The 15,113-nt window shown below is 66.6% G+C and carries 19 protein-coding genes and 1 tRNA gene; 3 read left to right on the forward strand and 17 right to left on the reverse strand.

Annotated features, from left to right (window positions below; all coding sequences use genetic code 11):
• Positions 1-29 precede the first annotated feature (29 nt).
• The 12 genes from KO481_RS33470 to KO481_RS33525 form a co-directional block, all read right to left on the reverse strand.
• Positions 30-2,612, reverse strand: a complete 2,583-nt coding sequence (locus KO481_RS33470) for a hypothetical protein (protein WP_215922495.1) — start codon at positions 2,610-2,612, stop codon at positions 30-32.
• Between the two features lie 6 nt (positions 2,613-2,618).
• Positions 2,619-3,326 (reverse strand): hypothetical protein, encoded by a 708-nt coding sequence (locus KO481_RS33475; protein ID WP_215922496.1) that lies wholly within the window; start codon positions 3,324-3,326, stop codon positions 2,619-2,621.
• A 34-nt stretch (positions 3,327-3,360) separates the two neighbouring features.
• Complete coding sequence (locus KO481_RS33480; protein ID WP_215922497.1) at positions 3,361-4,452, reverse strand: phosphoadenosine phosphosulfate reductase domain-containing protein; 1,092 nt, start codon at positions 4,450-4,452, stop codon at positions 3,361-3,363.
• Positions 4,452-4,961 (reverse strand): hypothetical protein, encoded by a 510-nt coding sequence (locus KO481_RS33485; protein ID WP_215922498.1) that lies wholly within the window; start codon positions 4,959-4,961, stop codon positions 4,452-4,454. Before KO481_RS33485 ends, KO481_RS33480 begins: the two co-directional genes overlap by 1 nt.
• Before the next feature lie 30 nt (positions 4,962-4,991).
• Entirely contained in the window at positions 4,992-7,058 is a 2,067-nt protein-coding gene (locus KO481_RS33490) for a type IV secretory system conjugative DNA transfer family protein (protein ID WP_215922499.1), read from the reverse strand.
• Between the two features lie 65 nt (positions 7,059-7,123).
• Complete coding sequence (locus tag KO481_RS33495; protein ID WP_215922500.1) at positions 7,124-7,906, reverse strand: hypothetical protein; 783 nt, start codon at positions 7,904-7,906, stop codon at positions 7,124-7,126.
• Complete coding sequence (locus KO481_RS33500) at positions 7,903-8,337, reverse strand: RRQRL motif-containing zinc-binding protein (RefSeq protein WP_215922501.1); 435 nt, start codon at positions 8,335-8,337, stop codon at positions 7,903-7,905. The genes KO481_RS33495 and KO481_RS33500 overlap by 4 nt, the downstream gene beginning before the upstream one ends.
• Entirely contained in the window at positions 8,330-8,497 is a 168-nt protein-coding gene (locus KO481_RS33505) for a hypothetical protein (protein ID WP_215922502.1), read from the reverse strand. The genes KO481_RS33500 and KO481_RS33505 overlap by 8 nt, the downstream gene beginning before the upstream one ends.
• Entirely contained in the window at positions 8,494-8,925 is a 432-nt protein-coding gene (locus KO481_RS33510) for a hypothetical protein (protein WP_215922503.1), read from the reverse strand. Before KO481_RS33510 ends, KO481_RS33505 begins: the two co-directional genes overlap by 4 nt.
• Positions 8,922-9,071 carry a hypothetical protein gene (locus tag KO481_RS33515; protein WP_215922504.1) on the reverse strand — a complete coding sequence of 50 codons (150 nt, stop codon included), beginning with the start codon at positions 9,069-9,071 and terminating at the stop codon, positions 8,922-8,924. The genes KO481_RS33510 and KO481_RS33515 overlap by 4 nt, the downstream gene beginning before the upstream one ends.
• A complete protein-coding gene (locus KO481_RS33520) occupies positions 9,068-9,640 on the reverse strand; it encodes a hypothetical protein (RefSeq protein WP_215922505.1) in 573 nt (190 codons plus the stop codon). The genes KO481_RS33515 and KO481_RS33520 overlap by 4 nt, the downstream gene beginning before the upstream one ends.
• Positions 9,640-9,870, reverse strand: coding sequence for a helix-turn-helix domain-containing protein (locus KO481_RS33525; RefSeq protein ID WP_215922506.1), 231 nt, complete (start codon positions 9,868-9,870; stop codon positions 9,640-9,642). The genes KO481_RS33520 and KO481_RS33525 overlap by 1 nt, the downstream gene beginning before the upstream one ends.
• A gap of 148 nt (positions 9,871-10,018) precedes the next feature.
• Here KO481_RS33525 and KO481_RS33530 point away from each other — a divergent pair, with 148 nt between their 5' ends.
• Positions 10,019-10,762 (forward strand): DUF5919 domain-containing protein, encoded by a 744-nt coding sequence (locus KO481_RS33530; RefSeq protein WP_215922507.1) that lies wholly within the window; start codon positions 10,019-10,021, stop codon positions 10,760-10,762.
• Positions 10,763-10,772: 10 nt separating this feature from the next.
• The gene (locus KO481_RS33535) at positions 10,773-11,243 is read left to right on the forward strand and encodes an NUDIX hydrolase (protein ID WP_215922508.1); all 471 of its coding nucleotides are present in this window, start codon (positions 10,773-10,775) and stop codon (positions 11,241-11,243) included.
• Here KO481_RS33535 and KO481_RS33540 read toward each other — a convergent pair.
• Positions 11,236-11,769, reverse strand: coding sequence for an HD domain-containing protein (locus KO481_RS33540; RefSeq protein ID WP_215922509.1), 534 nt, complete (start codon positions 11,767-11,769; stop codon positions 11,236-11,238). The two genes, KO481_RS33535 and KO481_RS33540, sit on opposite strands and share 8 nt — an antisense overlap.
• Before the next feature lie 133 nt (positions 11,770-11,902).
• Here KO481_RS33540 and KO481_RS33545 point away from each other — a divergent pair, with 133 nt between their 5' ends.
• Complete coding sequence (locus KO481_RS33545) at positions 11,903-13,066, forward strand: tyrosine-type recombinase/integrase (RefSeq protein ID WP_215922510.1); 1,164 nt, start codon at positions 11,903-11,905, stop codon at positions 13,064-13,066.
• Between the two features lie 75 nt (positions 13,067-13,141).
• Here the strand turns inward: KO481_RS33545 and KO481_RS33550 are convergent.
• The 4 genes from KO481_RS33550 to KO481_RS33565 all read right to left on the reverse strand — a co-directional run bounded on the left by KO481_RS33550 (position 13,142) and on the right by KO481_RS33565 (position 15,015).
• A tRNA-Val gene (locus KO481_RS33550) sits at positions 13,142-13,213 on the reverse strand.
• A 53-nt stretch (positions 13,214-13,266) separates the two neighbouring features.
• The gene (locus KO481_RS33555; RefSeq protein WP_215922511.1) at positions 13,267-13,731 is read right to left on the reverse strand and encodes a peroxiredoxin; all 465 of its coding nucleotides are present in this window, start codon (positions 13,729-13,731) and stop codon (positions 13,267-13,269) included.
• A gap of 187 nt (positions 13,732-13,918) precedes the next feature.
• Complete coding sequence (locus KO481_RS33560) at positions 13,919-14,341, reverse strand: DUF3052 domain-containing protein (protein ID WP_215922512.1); 423 nt, start codon at positions 14,339-14,341, stop codon at positions 13,919-13,921.
• A gap of 116 nt (positions 14,342-14,457) precedes the next feature.
• Entirely contained in the window at positions 14,458-15,015 is a 558-nt protein-coding gene (locus tag KO481_RS33565) for an Rv2240c family protein (protein WP_245401853.1), read from the reverse strand.
• Positions 15,016-15,113: the final 98 nt, after the last annotated feature.

Here is a 15,113-nt window from a genome sequence, read left to right on the forward strand (position 1 = left end):
CCCGCCCGGCATGTCCGTGTCGTGGTCGTTCACCGCTCGATTCCGTCGCGCTCGTGCTCGCAGCGGGCGACTGCGTCGGCCAAGGCGTGGCCGGGCTGGTGATCCGCCAGAGCGGATCGACCCGCCGAGGCTTGCGCGGATGTCGCAGACTGCGCGGCCTCTTCCCGGGCGGCACGCTCGGCCCGGTACTCCGTGGCCCCGCCGCCCAACCACCACTTCGCCATTTCTTCCCCAGCGCGAACATCGGGTCCGTTCGGGAACAGCTCCTGCGCTTTGTTCCTCATCAACGGCGAATTGAGATCTTGGGCCGCGGCAAACAGGTTGTGTTCGATCTCGGCGTGGGCGTCAAGGACGTTATCCCGGTCCGTGAGCCATCGATCCTGCTGCCCTTCGGGCACGTGTTGCTGGACCCATCCCGCGTACGCGGCCGGGTCCTGGCGCAACTTGTCCCGGAACTCGTCGCCGAACGTGTATGCGCCGCAGTCGGGGACCTCTCTGCCGAGGTACTGCGACAGCACGTTGCGACCGTCCGCCGGCGCTTGCGCGGCGGTCTTGGCCTGTTCGGCTTGGCGTTCGGGGCTGCCGTACCGTTCGGCGGCCGAGGTGCGGGCGACGAGTTTCTGCACCGCCGCGTCCCGCTCGCCGCGGAGCTGGTCACGCTCGGTTGTCAGCGCGGTCAGTTGCCGGGTCAGGCGGGCGTTCTGGTTGGTCAGCTTGCCGTTGTGCTCGATCGACAGATTCAGCCGGGCTTGCACCGAATCCACCTGCCCGCGCAGCCTGTCACGCTCCCCTGCGGCCTTGCCGTGCTCGATCACCAGATCGTTGTGCGCGGCCGCGGTACTGGCCTGCTGCTCGCGTGAGGACTGCTGGGTGCGGCCGAAACCGTCGCGGATTTCGCTGGCCCACAGGCTGGTGTCGCGGGCGACTTCGGATTGGTTGCCTTCGGCGACGTAGAACGGCACCGGATCGTCGGCCTGGCGGGCCCGCACGGTGAAGGTGGTGCCGGCCGGGGCCGCGCTCACCTCCTGCTGCACGACCAGCGCCGCGGCGGCCTCGTCAGGGTGGTAGGTCAGGTACTGCGACGAGGCGCCCTCGGGTGTTGTCGCCGAGATCGTCACGACCGTGCGGGAATTGGCTTCGGCGTGCACCTCCTCCCGCGCCGCACGCTGCTCCCCCAGCACCTCCGCGGCGCCCTTCGTGGCCTCGCGGGCAGTGAAGTAGTCGCCAGGGGTTGTGCGGCCCTCAGCGACCGCGGTGCGCAACTGCGCCTGCGCATGCCGGATCCGCTGCAGCGCGTTGTATTGCGCCCGGGGCAACCGCTCAAACACCGTGTGCGGCTCTGATTCACGCCGCGCCACGCCACGCTCACCGTTCCAGTCCTCGGGTTCGGGCCCGAATTTCTCGGCCTCCAACACCTCAAGCCGCTGACGCAGCGCGTCGTTCTCGGCGACCAGATCCAACGGATCCCGACCGCTCGTCTGCTCGGCCTGCTGTGCAGCAGTGACAGGATCGGTGCGCACCACCGCCGTACCGGCGGTCTGCTCGCGGGCAGGCTGCGGGGAGTTCGTGAACCCGTTGCGGGCCGCGGTGTGCCACAACTCCACATCCCGTCCGACGCTGACCTGGTTGCCTTCGGCGGCGTAGAACGCCTTCGCGTGTCCGGCCTCGCGGGCCTTGACCGTCAAGGTCGTGCCGGTGCGCCAGTCGGTCTCGTTCACCGCATCATGGGTCCATGCCGCGGCCTGGGCCTCGTCCGGGAAATACGCGTGCCAGCTCCAATCCCGCTGCAGCATCGTGCCCGACTGGTGGGCGTCGAGCGTCACCTGCACCCGGGAATTCGCCTCCGCGTTATCGAGTTCCCACCGGACCTGCTCCGGGGTAAGGCCCGCCGCGCGCGCACGATCGGTCGCGATACGCCGTCCCGACCGCACGTTCCGGGACTCGCCGTACTCGCGGGCCACGGCCTGCACGTGCCGCAGATCCTGCACCGCGACCGCCTGCTGGATCGCCTGCCGCGGATCGACCTGACGGAACGCGGCCTCACCGGCGGCCCGCACGTCGGGAGCGGGCAGCGCTGTCTCGATCGCGGCACGACGCCCGCTCACCCACCGCTGCGAGCGGAGCGCGGCCTCCCGCTGCTCCACCGCGACCCGTCCGACCGTCTGCTGGGACAGTTCGGGCCGGTAGAACGGCCGATCGGTCTGACCGGTATCGAATCGGTCCATCGCCTGCACGATCTGCCCGCGCTGCTGCAGCGACAGCACCGCGCCCGGCAGACTCGACTCGATGCCGAACCGCATTGCCTCCAGCCGCGCATTCCCGGCGCTCGGGTCCAGGCCCGGTGTCCGGGCCATGCGCCGGCGCTCCGCGATCGTTTCGCGGCGGTAGTCCTCGACCCGCTTGGTGAACCACGCCTGAGTCACGCGCTGCTCACCGACCTGTGTGCGTATCTGCTCGGCCAGCTCACGCCGCTCAGCACCGGTCAACCGCGGCACCCCAGCATGACGGCCCTGTTCACGACGGCGGTGGATGTAGCTGCGCGCGACATTCATCGCCTGCCGGAACACCCCACCGACCTCGCGGGCAATTTGATCGATTTCGTTGTCGGACATGATGTTTTACTCCTTCGTAGTGGTGGGATTGCCGAAGGTCTCGCCGTTGGGGCCTTCGAATATCGGGTAGGTGTGGCCGTTGGTGGCCGGACCCGCCGATAGCGCGCCGGCGTCTGTGGTACCGGTGAGCAGTTCGGGGGCGAGCCGGTACCTTGGTCCGGACGTCGGACGGAACGGGGCCTGCTCGATCTGCTCGGCCGCGATATCCAGGCGCAGCCGCTCGGTACGCGACACGCGGGCGCGGGCCAGCCAACTGTTGCGGGACTCGATGAACTCGTGCAGCAGCGCCTCGCGGTGCCCGTGCCAGTCGTGGAGCCAGGGACTGACGGGTCGGCGGTACAGCTGCATGTCGGCGAAGTGGATCTCGGCGACCAGCTCGGGCACGGTCAGCTCACCCATGGTGGTAACCGCCCTCGCGGTGTTCAGCAGTTCGGGCCGGAACCCGTTGCGTACCTCCGCATCATGGGTTTCACGGTCGCGCTCAGCCTGGTCGACAATGGCCAAGTTCCGGCGGTCCCGCTCGGCACGCTCGGCACGGATCCGGTCGGATTCAGCGCGCTCTGCGGGCGTCAGCCGATGCCGCGCCCACTGCTCGGCGACCGTGTCCCACAGGTCGAACTCGATCAGCACGAACGAGCCCGCCAGCATGGCTGCGAACGCAGTCAATCCGGCGGCACCGCCGAGGGCGATGGGTCGTATATCGTTGCGTTTCATAGTGATTCCTTTCAACGAGGTGTTCCGATATCGGTTATGCGGCGTCGTTCAGGTCGAATAGTGGATCCATGGAGTCGAACAGCGGGTCGATGCCGCAATTGACTGAGCACAGCGAGGTCCGAGCCATCGCCTCGACGGTGTCGGGGTCATCGACCGCCCCGCCCCACCCCCACTTCTTGCGGTGATCCGGAATATCGGTCCGGTCGGCGATCTCGGCTTCGACCTCGTTGATCTGCTGGATGAACGGGTCGTCCGGGTACGCGGCACGCCACCGGTCGGGCTCCCCCGCAGTGGCGTTGGACAGGCAGCCACACTCGCCGGACATGCCGAGCACCTGAGCGACCGGGTTTTGTGGCACATCCGGCACCAGGAGTCGATACGCACGCAGGTCCGCTTTGTGCCACACCGCCAACGGCGACACCCACACCACCGTGCCGCGCGGGTCCGCGTACGGGATCGTCGATCTGACCTTCGACTCCGGTCGGCGCCGACCCGCGATGAATATCACCCGCTGGGTCTTGGATCCGCTGATGCCCAAGTCGTGTGGCACCCTCGCCAGGGCGCGTTCCTTGAGCCGCTGATACATGACCGCGTGCGCGGCCGGGCCCGGGAATCCTCCCGGCCACGCCTGCACCAGCTCCCCGGTCTTGCGGCTGCGCGCCATCACCGTCCCACGGACCAGATCGAAGTAACCCTTGCCCGGCTCCGGGGAGTGCTCGATCAACGGCACTCCCCACGCAGTAGCGGTGGTGCGCACGAATTCGCGGGTGGCCTCGATACCGGTGCCGGTGTTGGCGTGCACGTGATGGGTCGTCACGTCCCGGAACAGGTTCGCGACGGTGTACGAGTCGTTCCCGCCCGAGACCAGCGAGCAAATCCCGGCGATCTCCTTGCCGGAGGTGTGTTCCTCGATTGCCCGCTGAAATTTGTTCCGCGACAATACGATCAGCGCGCGGACGCGGGCCTCTCGCTCCGAGCGGGTCAACCGCACCACCAGCTCCAGCGGTGTCGGATACTCCGGATGCGGATCGAGCGGATCGTGCTCGATCGGGACATCATCGTCGAACCCGAACGCCAGCGTCGACGCCGGCGGACGATGTCGGGAGGTACGCGCATAACCGCCCATCACTCCCCCACCTCCCCAGAGGCCGTACGGCGAGCCTCGTAGGCGCCGCGCCGCTCGGCCAGGCGAGTCACCCGTTCACGCAGCCGCCCGTAGTTCTCGGCGGTGGAGCCGGTGAGCATGCGGGTGGTGTCGATGGGTCCGGGGCGTCCGGCGCAGTGCCACCAGGCGAAAGCCGCCAGCGCGAGCACGTACAGGGCCAGCGGGCCCGGCAGCGGCAGCACCGCTACCGCCGTGGCTCCCGCGCCGGTCGCCGCGACGGCCGGACCCCAGATCCGCAGGCTGTCACGGGTTTTCGTGATCCGGGAGACATGCGGGGCCACGGTGCGACCCACCGTCCCACCGTCGGGCACGACGGGTACCAGCTGGGTAGCCAGCTGCGCGGCGGCGGATCCGGCCATGTCCGCGCTCAGCGCGTCCAGGATCTGCTGTTCGCGGGCCTGCTCGGCGGCGTTGCGGGCGCCCAGCTCCTCGCCGCGGTCCTCGGGATCGATCGGGTTCGGTGTAGACATGATCGGTAACTCCTTGTCGTACAGGTGGTTTCAGGCGGGACGGTGGGGCAGTTCGATCACCGGCGCCAAGCCGTCGCCGTCGCCGGATTCGGCGGGTCCGATGAAGTCGCCCAGGCCCGGCAGTGGCCGGATCCGGGTCAGTTCGGCGTCGTCGAGCGGGGACACTCGGCCCCAGCGGGCGCGTCCGCCGGCGACCTGGACGACGTCGCCTTTGGCCATGGCGCGCAGCCGGTTCGGCGGGACGAGGAATTGGTCGCTGGCCTGCACGTTGCCCTCGTCGCCGTGGGCGGTGCCGCCGATCAGCTTGCGGGACAGCTCGAACTTGGGGCGGGTGCCGTAGATCTTGCTGATCACTTCCGGGTCGGTGGAACGGCCCAGCAGGCTGCCACCCGACGCCGCGGCGACCAGGGCGGTGCGGTTGTCGTCGTCGTGGCCCAGGCCCTGCCAGGACTGCGCGATCCACCACGACCCGATCCCGGCCTTGCGCAGCCGCTCGACCCACTTCACCGCGCGGGTCTTGCCATCGGACACGGCACTGAATTCGTCGACGACCATCAGGGAGGTGCGGCCGTGCTGCTTGTCGGCGAGCTGCTCGAACATCGTTCCCAGGGCGCCGAACTGGGCGCGGGCCCGGTCGGGGGTCTTCACGCCCTCCAGCACGATGTACAGGACGTCGAAGTCGGTCAGCTGCTTGTCGCCGTCGAACGCCGTGCCGAGTGACCGGTACAGGTTCGCGAATTCCGAACGCGCGGAGTTCATCACCGGCTGCTTGCCGTCGATCGTGGATGCGATCTCCATGTCCACGCCCACCACACCGGTCCACGGAGTGACTCCGGCGTCACCGCCCCACAGCTTGCACAGTTTCCCGAAATCGAATCGGGACAGGAACTCCAGCCAGCTGCGGGGCGGGTTGTGCCCTATCGGTGTCGGGACCCCGCCGATCCGCTCCACCCGCGCCGGAACGTCGACGATCAGGTGGATCAGGTTCTCGCGGATCTCGTGGAAATACCGTTCGGTGTCCGTGGTCGGCGTGCTGCCGCCGGAGATCATCGCCGACAGGATCGAGCGCAGATCATCCACGATCCCCTGCTGCACCTTCGGCGCCTTCGTGTCGAAATCCGCGCCGGGCCACATCGCAAGCGACACATCCTGCGGGAAGGTCCCGATCCGTTCGGGCCGAACACCCAACGCCGTAAACCATTTCCGCACCCGCGCGGCGACCTTGCGGGACTCCGGTCCGCCGTTGCAGTCGACCACGATCACAAGCGGTCGGCCGGGTCGATCCCGCCGCCACCACTGCCGATGCCTCATCCACGTGGTGATGAACCACGACCACAACACCCGCAGCATCAACGTCGTCTTGCCCGACCCGGACGACGCGACCGAGGTCATGTGCTCGGCCACGTTGATCCACGGCAGGATCAGACGGGTCTCGGTGCCACCCCACAGCGAGCGCAGCATGCTCTTTGGCGGGGCCTGATCGGTCTCGCTCGACAACCGCCCGATCACCAACTGTGGGTTCAACCCGCCCGTGGTGCCGGGCAGGCGCCGGCGCGACAGGCGTGCCGCGGCGCGCTGCTCACGCTGCGTCTGCGCCCACAGTGCCCGCTCGGTGCGCGCGGTGTTCTGCAGCCCGACCGTGGCCAGCCGGGTCCGGAAATGGGCGTGTACCAGGGTCGCGACCATCCACGCGGCCGGGATCAGCAGCGAGGCCATACCGGCCATTCCGCCCACGAACTGGCCTGCCAGGAACTCGTGCGCGGCCCGGGTGAAGTCGTGGACCGGGGCGAAAACGTCCCACGCCCACAGCGCGGCGGTGCCCGGCATCACCAGCAGCGACGCGAACATCCAGTTCCGTAGCCGGACCGGTTTCCAGCCCAGCAGCGTGGCCGGGGCCAGGATCGCCAGCACGCCGATCAGGACCGCGACCAGGCACACCGCACCCAACAGCGCGTCGTGCCCGACGCTGTCCCAATGCCATTTCGAGAAATCCGGCAACCACCCCAGCGGGTCGTGCTTGAGACCGATCGGCGGCATCGTCGGATGAACATGAATACCCGGCTGCTCCACCGCCCCCGTCGCTGCCGGTGTCGGCATCGCTGGTGGGACGGTCGCGGATCCGTCCGATGCGCAGTCGGCTGGGGTAACCAAATCGATGCAGGTCATGATCCGACCGCCTTTCCATCGTCGTCGTTCGTGTTCGAGTCCTGGGAGATTTCGTGATCAGCGGCTCCGCCCGCGATCACCCGGAGCCCGGGACGCGAAGCAGGAGAAGACGATTCGGCTTGTTGCGGCGCCAACGTGTCGTCCAGGTCCAGCAGACGCATCTGCGGCTCGCCCGGGCCGCCCAAATCCGCTGAGGCAGCGCGGATCACGTTCTTCACCGCCTCCCCGCGGCAGTAGTACGTCAACCGGGCACACCCGGCCTGCTTGGCGACCGCCAACGCTTGCACCACCGCCGACCGCGCCGCCGCAGCGTTCTTCGCGGTCAGCTCCACCTCCACCGCCCGCAAATCACCCTCACTGGTGAAATACCGGCCGTCGTGAACGTGCGGGCGAGACTGTCCGGCCGGGGTCACGCCGATCTCGGCGTGCAACAACCGTTCGGGAATCCAACGGTCCAGATCCAGTCCGGTGAGTTTGAGCCGCAGCTCCAGCACAGCCCTGGTGTGCGCGGCCATCTTCGGCGTCGGCACCCAATACCGCACCGACCTGTCGAGCAGCGCCTCACACGCCGACCTCGTCGGATACACCCACATCGCGCCAGGTACTGGCCGCACACGGTTGGCGCTGATCATGTGCGCTTTCTGCCACCGCGCCACGATCCGATAGGCCCGCGACCGGCTCACGCCCAGCATGGATGCCACCAAATCCAGTGGCGCGCCGTACATCTCGGCCAGGATCGTCAGCACCACCATGTCGCGGGCGGAAAACTGAATGGTCATCGCTCCATCCCTTCGCGTTCGGCGCTGCGGGTCATCGCATCGGCCAGGGCATTGCCCGTGCTCGCGTAGCCCGCCAGCGCGCTGGTAGATGAGCCCCATGCCGAATCCGGCTCGACGACCTGCTCGCCATCGCTGCCCGTGGTCTGCTCGAACTCGCTGCGGTCGAAGCCGTGCCGCTCAGCGGCCCGAAACTGGTGTTCCCGAGTCGCTTTCGCCAGCGCGGTCAGCTGGGCCTCGGTCGGGGGCCGTTTGGGCGCGCTCTTGTCGATGTCGTACAGGTACGCAACCTGCTCGCGGCCGTGCCGCCGAAACGGCACCTTGCCCGCGATGTCCTGCCCGTTCGGGCGCAAACCCTCCTCGGCCAGCTGGCGACGAGTCCGCAGGTGCGGCGGCGCCATACGCCACCTGTAGGTCGGGATGCCCTCACTCACCAGCCACCCCCGACATCTGCCCCAACCCGCCGTCGGTAGCCGCGAACGACCGCCCGATCTCGGCGCGCGACCTGGCAACGATCTCGTCGAGATCCGGCCAAGCCACGACCGCGCAAACCTCGTCGATCACGACCACGGTCCGGTCGATTCGCCGCGTCATCGGGCCACCCCCGGCGACTGCGTGGCACACTGCGCAGGTGCCGCGGCGTTCGCGGCCGGGGTGAACGGGTACGACGAGGCCGGAGTGCACACCATCACCACCGGCGCCGGCGCCTCACGGCCGCCGAACAACATGCAGCCCATCGCCAGCCCAGCAGCGAATATCCCCGCCGCGGCCCACAGGTACAGCCGCGCCCGGATCTCGCCTGGCGTCCTCGACCGGATCACCCGCCGCCCGTGAACCGGCATCTGGACCGGCATCGGCGCGAAGACTGGCTGATAGACCAGCCCCTCCTCCGGCCGCTGATCGGCCCGGAATGCGGCCCCGACAATCGAAGTCGCGCCCGGCTGCCACAGGTCGGTAATCCCTAGCGGCTGCTCGGTCACCGGGTTGTACACCAGCTCGTAGCGGTCAGGTTCGTGGTTCATCGCCGCGCACCCCCTCGCGGACGACGCCGCCACGCGGCCCACAGCACCATCAGGAACACCACGGCCAGCGCGGTGCTCGGCGACCACAGGAACAGCAGAATCGCCAGAATCAGCGGGATAGCCAGAATCTCCGTCGCGAGCCTCATTCCCAACCACCACCCCGGCCGTAGTCGGTCGTGTCGTTGTCCCCGGGCTCGTAGTCCTCGACGTCGGTGGCGTCGAGCATGTAGGCACGAATCTCGCGCTGATGCCGTTCGCAGTCCTCGGCGTGACCGGACTCGTTGTCGGCCGGATGCCCATTCCATGGACCCCGGTCATTCACCCGCTGCCCGCACGAGGTGCACGTCCATCGCGTGTAGGCGTCCGCACGCCAGCTGTACCCGTTCAGAAGCGCAACGCGTTCGAACGCTTCGATGGCCGAGTCATCGACCTCGTCCGGGTCGATCTTCAACGTGGCGGCGATCTCCACCCATGAACAGCCGTGCCCGCGAGCCTTATTGACGTACTCGGTCACCAATCCACGAGCGATGTCGATGAAGTTCTCCGCGACCTCCACCGCCTGCAGGTAATCGACCGGCACGTCATGGTCACCGAAGTTGTGACCCGTGAACTGCGAGATCAACGGCTCTCGTGTGATCGCAGCATCGCCATGCTCATCACGCAGTTGCGTGAACACCAGCCGCTCGAGACGGCTCCGGATATCCCAGCTATCCATCACGCCACCCCGCGTGCATCGGCACCGAGCGGACGCGCCAGCGCCTGCAGCTCACTGCGGCTCACGAACAGCAGCCGCGGCCCCTGCCGATAGCCCTCCAGCAGCTCGCGGTCGATCCAGCGGCGAATGGTCTTGGGATGAACGCCACCAGCCAACTGGGCTGCTGCGCGGAGCGTGATGAGGTCGCTCGGGAGCTGATCCGTAGCGCCGGGACTTCCGTTCCTACGCATGTACCCTCCTGTGTCTCTCCATATCGGAACTGATTGGGACACAGCAAGATTCGCGCCAACTTAGGGGACTACATCACCCGATATCAGCTCTTGCGCAGACGTCTTCCGAACAAGTAAGATGTCCCTAGACGTCCCCGGAGGAGCCCAGATGCCAAACGATCGACTCCGCGAAGCTCTGATGCGTTGTGACCTGACGCCGGAAAGCGCCGCTGAAGCTCTCGAGGTCAACGCGAAGACCGTCGAGCGTTGGGTCACCCAGGACCGAATCCCCTACCCGCGCCACCGCCACAAGATCGCGACGCTGGTTCGCGAGAGCGAGTCGTATTTGTGGCCCGACGCGGTCTCGATGGATCGGAAGATCGAGATTGCGGACTCAGAGGTGATCAAGGTGTATCCACACCGGAACGTCATCCCGGGCGACCTCTGGACAAAGTTGCTTACCGACACGACAGAACAAATCGACATCCTGGTGCTGGCCGGCCTGTTCTTCGCCGAGGATCCCGCGTTGAAGAAGACGATCCAGCGGAAGACCCAGGACGGCGTCAAGATTCGCCTGCTGTTCGGGAACCCGAACGCTGACGAGGCCGGAAAACGCGCAAGCGAGGAACGCCTGGCCGAGGGAACGGTATCTGCACGGATCAGCAATGCCCTGGCCTTGATCCGCCCGATCACAGAGCTGGACGGCGTCGAGCTGCGGCTCCATAAGACGACGCTCTACAACTCGATTTTCCGGTTCGACAACCAGATGGTTGTGAATATGCACGCCTACGGACTCCCCGGCGCGCACGCACCCGCTATGCATCTCCGCCAGCTCCCATCCGGGGACCTCTTCGAGACCTATATGACCAGCTTCGAACACGTATGGAGCGAATCGACGCCGCACGAACTCTAAACTTGGCGACATGGGCCGGACCGACTACTACAACGATCCGAAAGCACCCGACGCCAACAGCATCAAGGTGGCGGTGAGCGCGGTGGTCCGAGACTCGCTCGGGCGCATCCTGATGATCCACCGAACCGACAACGGCAAGTATTCAATTCCGGGCGGTGGCTTGGAAATCGGCGAATCTGTAGCCGACGCCGTCGTCCGCGAAGTCAAGGAGGAAACGGGGATCGATGTCGAGGTGACGAAGCTGGTCGGTGTCTTCTCCAATCCCGATCACGTCATCGCGTACGACGACGGGGAGGTTCGGCAAGAGTTCTCGATCTGCTTCCTCGCAGATCCGCGCGGCGGCGAACTGCGGACCAGTGCAGAGTCGAAAGAAGTCAAATGGGTCGCGCCCGACGACCTGAACGAGTTGGATATACATCCATCGGTCTGGCTGCGGATCCGGCGCGGCTTGTCAAACGACGGTGAGCCCTACTTCACCTGAAGACAACCAGTGATTCCGTCCGGCGGATAGCTTCGGCCAACTCCGGCTCTGCTTCTCGAACAGACTGCGTCACAACATGGTCCCGGCCGTATCGGCGTTCGACGTCCACGATCCGCGACTCCAGATCTGTGCGCTCCCCTGTCGCAGTCGTCGTCATGTCAGCCCACCACAGGGCATCACGCAATGGCGTCCGCTCGTCCGTCCATTCCAAGGGGATTTCACGATGGCGGGCCTCTACATGTGCGCACGAGTGGTTCGCAACGAGCGCGCAAAGCCGTTCGACCACACCTATATCGCGCAGGAAGGTCGCGCCGTCGACCGGATGGAAGCCAGTCTTCACCAAGTCGGGTGCGTAGCCGACATCGTGGAGCCAGGCCGCGGCTACAAGCATGTCCCCGTCGTCGACGAATCCCGCCGCCGCGGCGGCTTGTTCGGCGACGCCTTGTACGTGCTTCCAGCGTTTCGGCAGGCGCCGCAGCTGGTCATGAGCGACGCCTTCGGCCCACCGACGAAGCTCCTCGTTCATACCGTCAACGGTATCCAACTTCCCGGAAGCCGGACGACCGGTCACCGTGTTTGTCCGCGCAAGCTCGCTGAGTGCTCATTGTCGGCGCATACGATGTGCACGTGCCCCGAGTTCGTCGGGCACGCTCTCGGCAGTGGCCGTCTTCGCCTATCTCGAACCGCCACCGACGCCGATCGAGCGCCGACAACCGCAGAGGAGTCGAGACATGGGGTGGGCAGAGAAGCTGCCGAGCGGCCGGTATCGAGCGGTGTACCGCGATGCGGACGGCCGCAAGCGGAGTGCCGGCATCTTCACCACAAAGGAGATTGCCCGGCGCAAAGCCACCGCCAGGGAAGACTCGGAGCGCGAGAACCCGGCCCGCCCCACGCCTGTTATGACGTGGGGCGAGTGGCTACCACGATGGACGAAACAGCGCACTGTCGAAGAAGGAACCCTCTCGATCGACACACGACGCATCAACAAGCATCTGGTACCCCGCTGGGGCTCAGTGCTTCTCACCGACATCACCCAGCCCGACGTGCAGGAGTGGGTTGCCAGTTTGCCGATGGCGCCCACGACCGTGGATAAGTGCTATCGACTGCTCAGCGGTTCGATGAAGGCGGCACGGAAGGCCAATCTGATCCACGAGAACCCCTGCGTCGACATCAAGCTGCCGAAGCCCGGCCCCAGCCCGGAACGGCACCTCGAGGACGAGGAGTTCGCCGCGCTGCGCGACCCCCTCGACACCTTCGATCAGTTGGTGGTCGACGTACTCGTCGGCACAGGTATGCGAATGGGTGAGGCGCAGGGCCTCCACAAGGAACATATCGACCTGAAGCGCAAGGTGATCAGCGTCGAGTGGGCCTGGGACAAAGAGGCCCGGCGGTTGAAGGCGCCGAAAGACACCGAGCGGCGAAGCATACCCATCGGCGAGACGTTGACCGCCGCCCTCGCGGCAGTGATCAAACGCAACGGTCTCGGCGAACCTGCGCCGGTTCGGTACGTGGCCGGCCGATCTGTCCGGAGCGGACTACTGCTGGCCCATACCGACGGACGGCCATTCGATCAGGACAACTTCGCGAAACGGTTCCAGGCCGCACTTCGGGTCGCATGGGTCGGCGAAGGCGAAGACCGGCGGCGGCTGGGCAAGGTTCGCCCCCACGATCTGCGCCACACCTACGCGGGCCGCCTCGTCCGCGCCGGTGTCCCGCTGCAGCAGGTTCAGAAGCTCCTCGGACATGCCTCGATCCGGACGACACAGCGCTACGCGAGCCTCGCAGACAGCCAGTGGGAGAACGTCCGGAGCATCCTCGGTTGAACCGTGTGCCCCATGAATGCCCCACGCATTCGATCGTGGGGCAACCTACAGGCCATCTGACCTGCATGAACAAAGTGGGCGCAGAGGGGTTCGAACCCCCGACCGCTGGTGTGTAAAACCAGAGCTCTACCGCTGAGCTATACGCCCGGGGCCCCGCCGGGAGGCGGAGCGGGTGGTGCGGCCTCGTCACGAGGCGCGGTCTAAGAATCTAACGCAGCGAGCGCTTTCTCCCAAGCCGCCTGGTCACGGGGTTCGCCGGGGCCGTTCATCTCGGCGAAACGGATGATTCCGTCCTTGTCCACGACGAAGGTTCCGCGGTTGGCGAAGCCGGTTTTGTCGTTGAAGACGCCGTAGGTTTGGGCGATGGCGCCGTGGGGCCAGAAGTCGGACAGGAGCGGGAAGGTGTAGCCCTGTTCGGAGGCCCAGATCTTGTGGGTGGGGGGCGGGCCGACCGAGACCGCGAGGATCTCGGCGTTGTCGTTCTGGAACTTGGGCAGCTCGTCACGTACCTTGCACAGCTCGCCCTGGCAGATGCCGGTGAAGGCGAGCGGGTAGAACACGACCAGGACGTTCTTGTGCCCGCGGTAGTCGGACAGGCGCACTTCCTGGTTGTTCTGATCCTTGAGCGTGAAATCCGGTGCGACCGTACCCACTTCGAGCGGCATGCGCGAACCTCCTGTCCGTGTCGGTGTGCGGCGCGACAGGTTCGCGCCGCACACCGACCTCCGCTGAATCTGATGCATACTCCGCCGCGGTCGCCGGGAGGCGATGGTCCGTGTGGCCATCGGTCCCACCGCGATCCGGCGGCGACGGTTTCGCCGGCAGCGGGCGCTGCGGCGAAACCATGATCGCTCAGCGCTGTTTGGACGGAGTTTTGGGCTGCGTCAGTTTGGTTCCGGTCCAGGTCCCCAAGCTGACCGGCGTCGTCGAGGTCAACCCCGCCGGCGTCGCGGACTCTGTGATCTCGCTGGGGTCGACATGCCCCGACTGCCCGGTCTTGGGTGTGAGCACCCAGACCACACCGTCGTCGGCGAGCGGGGTAATGACGTTCAGCAGCTCATCGACCAGGTCGCCGTCGCCGTCCCGCCACCACAGCAGCACGACGTCGACCACCTCGTCGGTGTCCTCGTCGAGCAGCTCGGACCCGATGGCCTCCTCGACCTCGGCCCGCAGGGCATCGTCCGTGTCATCATCCCAACCCAGCTCCTGAACCACCATGTCGTGCGAGATGCCAAGCTTCTGAGCGTAGTTTTGCGCGTCCGCCGCGGCGACCACGGTGGTGTCCTCCTCAACTCCAGACAATAGGTAGTTGCAAGCGAACATGGTCCAGCGCCACAACGCAAGCCGATCGGGCCAAATTCTCCACGAAATGTCCCAGTCGCACTCGAGAACTAGTGCGACGGACAGGCCAGCCGCGCGGCGTTGAGCGCGTCGTTTACCCGTTTGCTGGCGTCGTTGAGCGGCCCGACCGGCGCGGTGTAATTCATCTTCCGCGATTCGTCCGCCAGGGCGCGCGCCGCGGTGATGTAGTCGCCGAACTTGTGCGCCAGATCCGGCGGCAGGTCGCTGCCGGCGCTGTTCACCCGGCCCTGCACCGCGTTGGCGGCGTCGGTCAGGGTCTGCACGGCCAGATCGCGCTTGGCGTCCTGATCCGGCGCGTTCGCGTCGTGCGCGTCGACGAACTCGTTGTACTTGGTGACCGCGACGCTGGTCGTCCCGCGGAACGGAGTGCAGTTGTCGCTCACGGCCTTCGCCTCCGCGGCCGCCTTCCGCGAGGAGGTGGCCGCCGCGGAGGAGGAGGACATCTCCGTGCGGTACGCGGCGGCATCGGCCTGGTTCACGGTAGCGGTACCGTGGATGGAGCTGGAACAGCCGGCTACGACCAGTCCCGTGCCGACCGCCACGATCGCGCACACCATTCCGAACCCGTGTGGGTTCAGCAGCTTCATCGTCGTCTTCCCCGCTTCTCGACCTCGACTATGTCCGATTCATTGTGTCCGATGGCACGTTTCGGTTCCATCTGTTGCCTCGTGCACGGTACTGGATT

Origin of the sequence: Nocardia albiluteola, from assembly GCF_018860155.1 — a bacterium.
Lineage (GTDB): Bacteria > Actinomycetota > Actinomycetes > Mycobacteriales > Mycobacteriaceae > Nocardia > Nocardia albiluteola.

Coding starts and splice junctions, on each gene's coding strand:
- KO481_RS33535 (WP_215922508.1), top strand. CDS start 10,773: ATGGGCCGGACCGACTACTACAACGATCCGAAAGCACCCGACGCCAAC.
- KO481_RS33515 (WP_215922504.1), bottom strand. CDS start 9,071: ATGAGGCTCGCGACGGAGATTCTGGCTATCCCGCTGATTCTGGCGATT.
- KO481_RS33530 (WP_215922507.1), top strand. CDS start 10,019: ATGCCAAACGATCGACTCCGCGAAGCTCTGATGCGTTGTGACCTGACG.
- KO481_RS33555 (WP_215922511.1), bottom strand. CDS start 13,731: ATGCCGCTCGAAGTGGGTACGGTCGCACCGGATTTCACGCTCAAGGAT.
- KO481_RS33565 (WP_245401853.1), bottom strand. CDS start 15,015: ATGAAGCTGCTGAACCCACACGGGTTCGGAATGGTGTGCGCGATCGTG.
- KO481_RS33475 (WP_215922496.1), bottom strand. CDS start 3,326: ATGAAACGCAACGATATACGACCCATCGCCCTCGGCGGTGCCGCCGGA.
- KO481_RS33470 (WP_215922495.1), bottom strand. CDS start 2,612: ATGTCCGACAACGAAATCGATCAAATTGCCCGCGAGGTCGGTGGGGTG.
- KO481_RS33520 (WP_215922505.1), bottom strand. CDS start 9,640: ATGGATAGCTGGGATATCCGGAGCCGTCTCGAGCGGCTGGTGTTCACG.
- KO481_RS33510 (WP_215922503.1), bottom strand. CDS start 8,925: ATGAACCACGAACCTGACCGCTACGAGCTGGTGTACAACCCGGTGACC.
- KO481_RS33480 (WP_215922497.1), bottom strand. CDS start 4,452: ATGGGCGGTTATGCGCGTACCTCCCGACATCGTCCGCCGGCGTCGACG.
- KO481_RS33525 (WP_215922506.1), bottom strand. CDS start 9,870: ATGCGTAGGAACGGAAGTCCCGGCGCTACGGATCAGCTCCCGAGCGAC.
- KO481_RS33485 (WP_215922498.1), bottom strand. CDS start 4,961: ATGTCTACACCGAACCCGATCGATCCCGAGGACCGCGGCGAGGAGCTG.
- KO481_RS33495 (WP_215922500.1), bottom strand. CDS start 7,906: ATGACCATTCAGTTTTCCGCCCGCGACATGGTGGTGCTGACGATCCTG.
- KO481_RS33540 (WP_215922509.1), bottom strand. CDS start 11,769: ATGAACGAGGAGCTTCGTCGGTGGGCCGAAGGCGTCGCTCATGACCAG.
- KO481_RS33505 (WP_215922502.1), bottom strand. CDS start 8,497: ATGACGCGGCGAATCGACCGGACCGTGGTCGTGATCGACGAGGTTTGC.
- KO481_RS33490 (WP_215922499.1), bottom strand. CDS start 7,058: ATGCCGACACCGGCAGCGACGGGGGCGGTGGAGCAGCCGGGTATTCAT.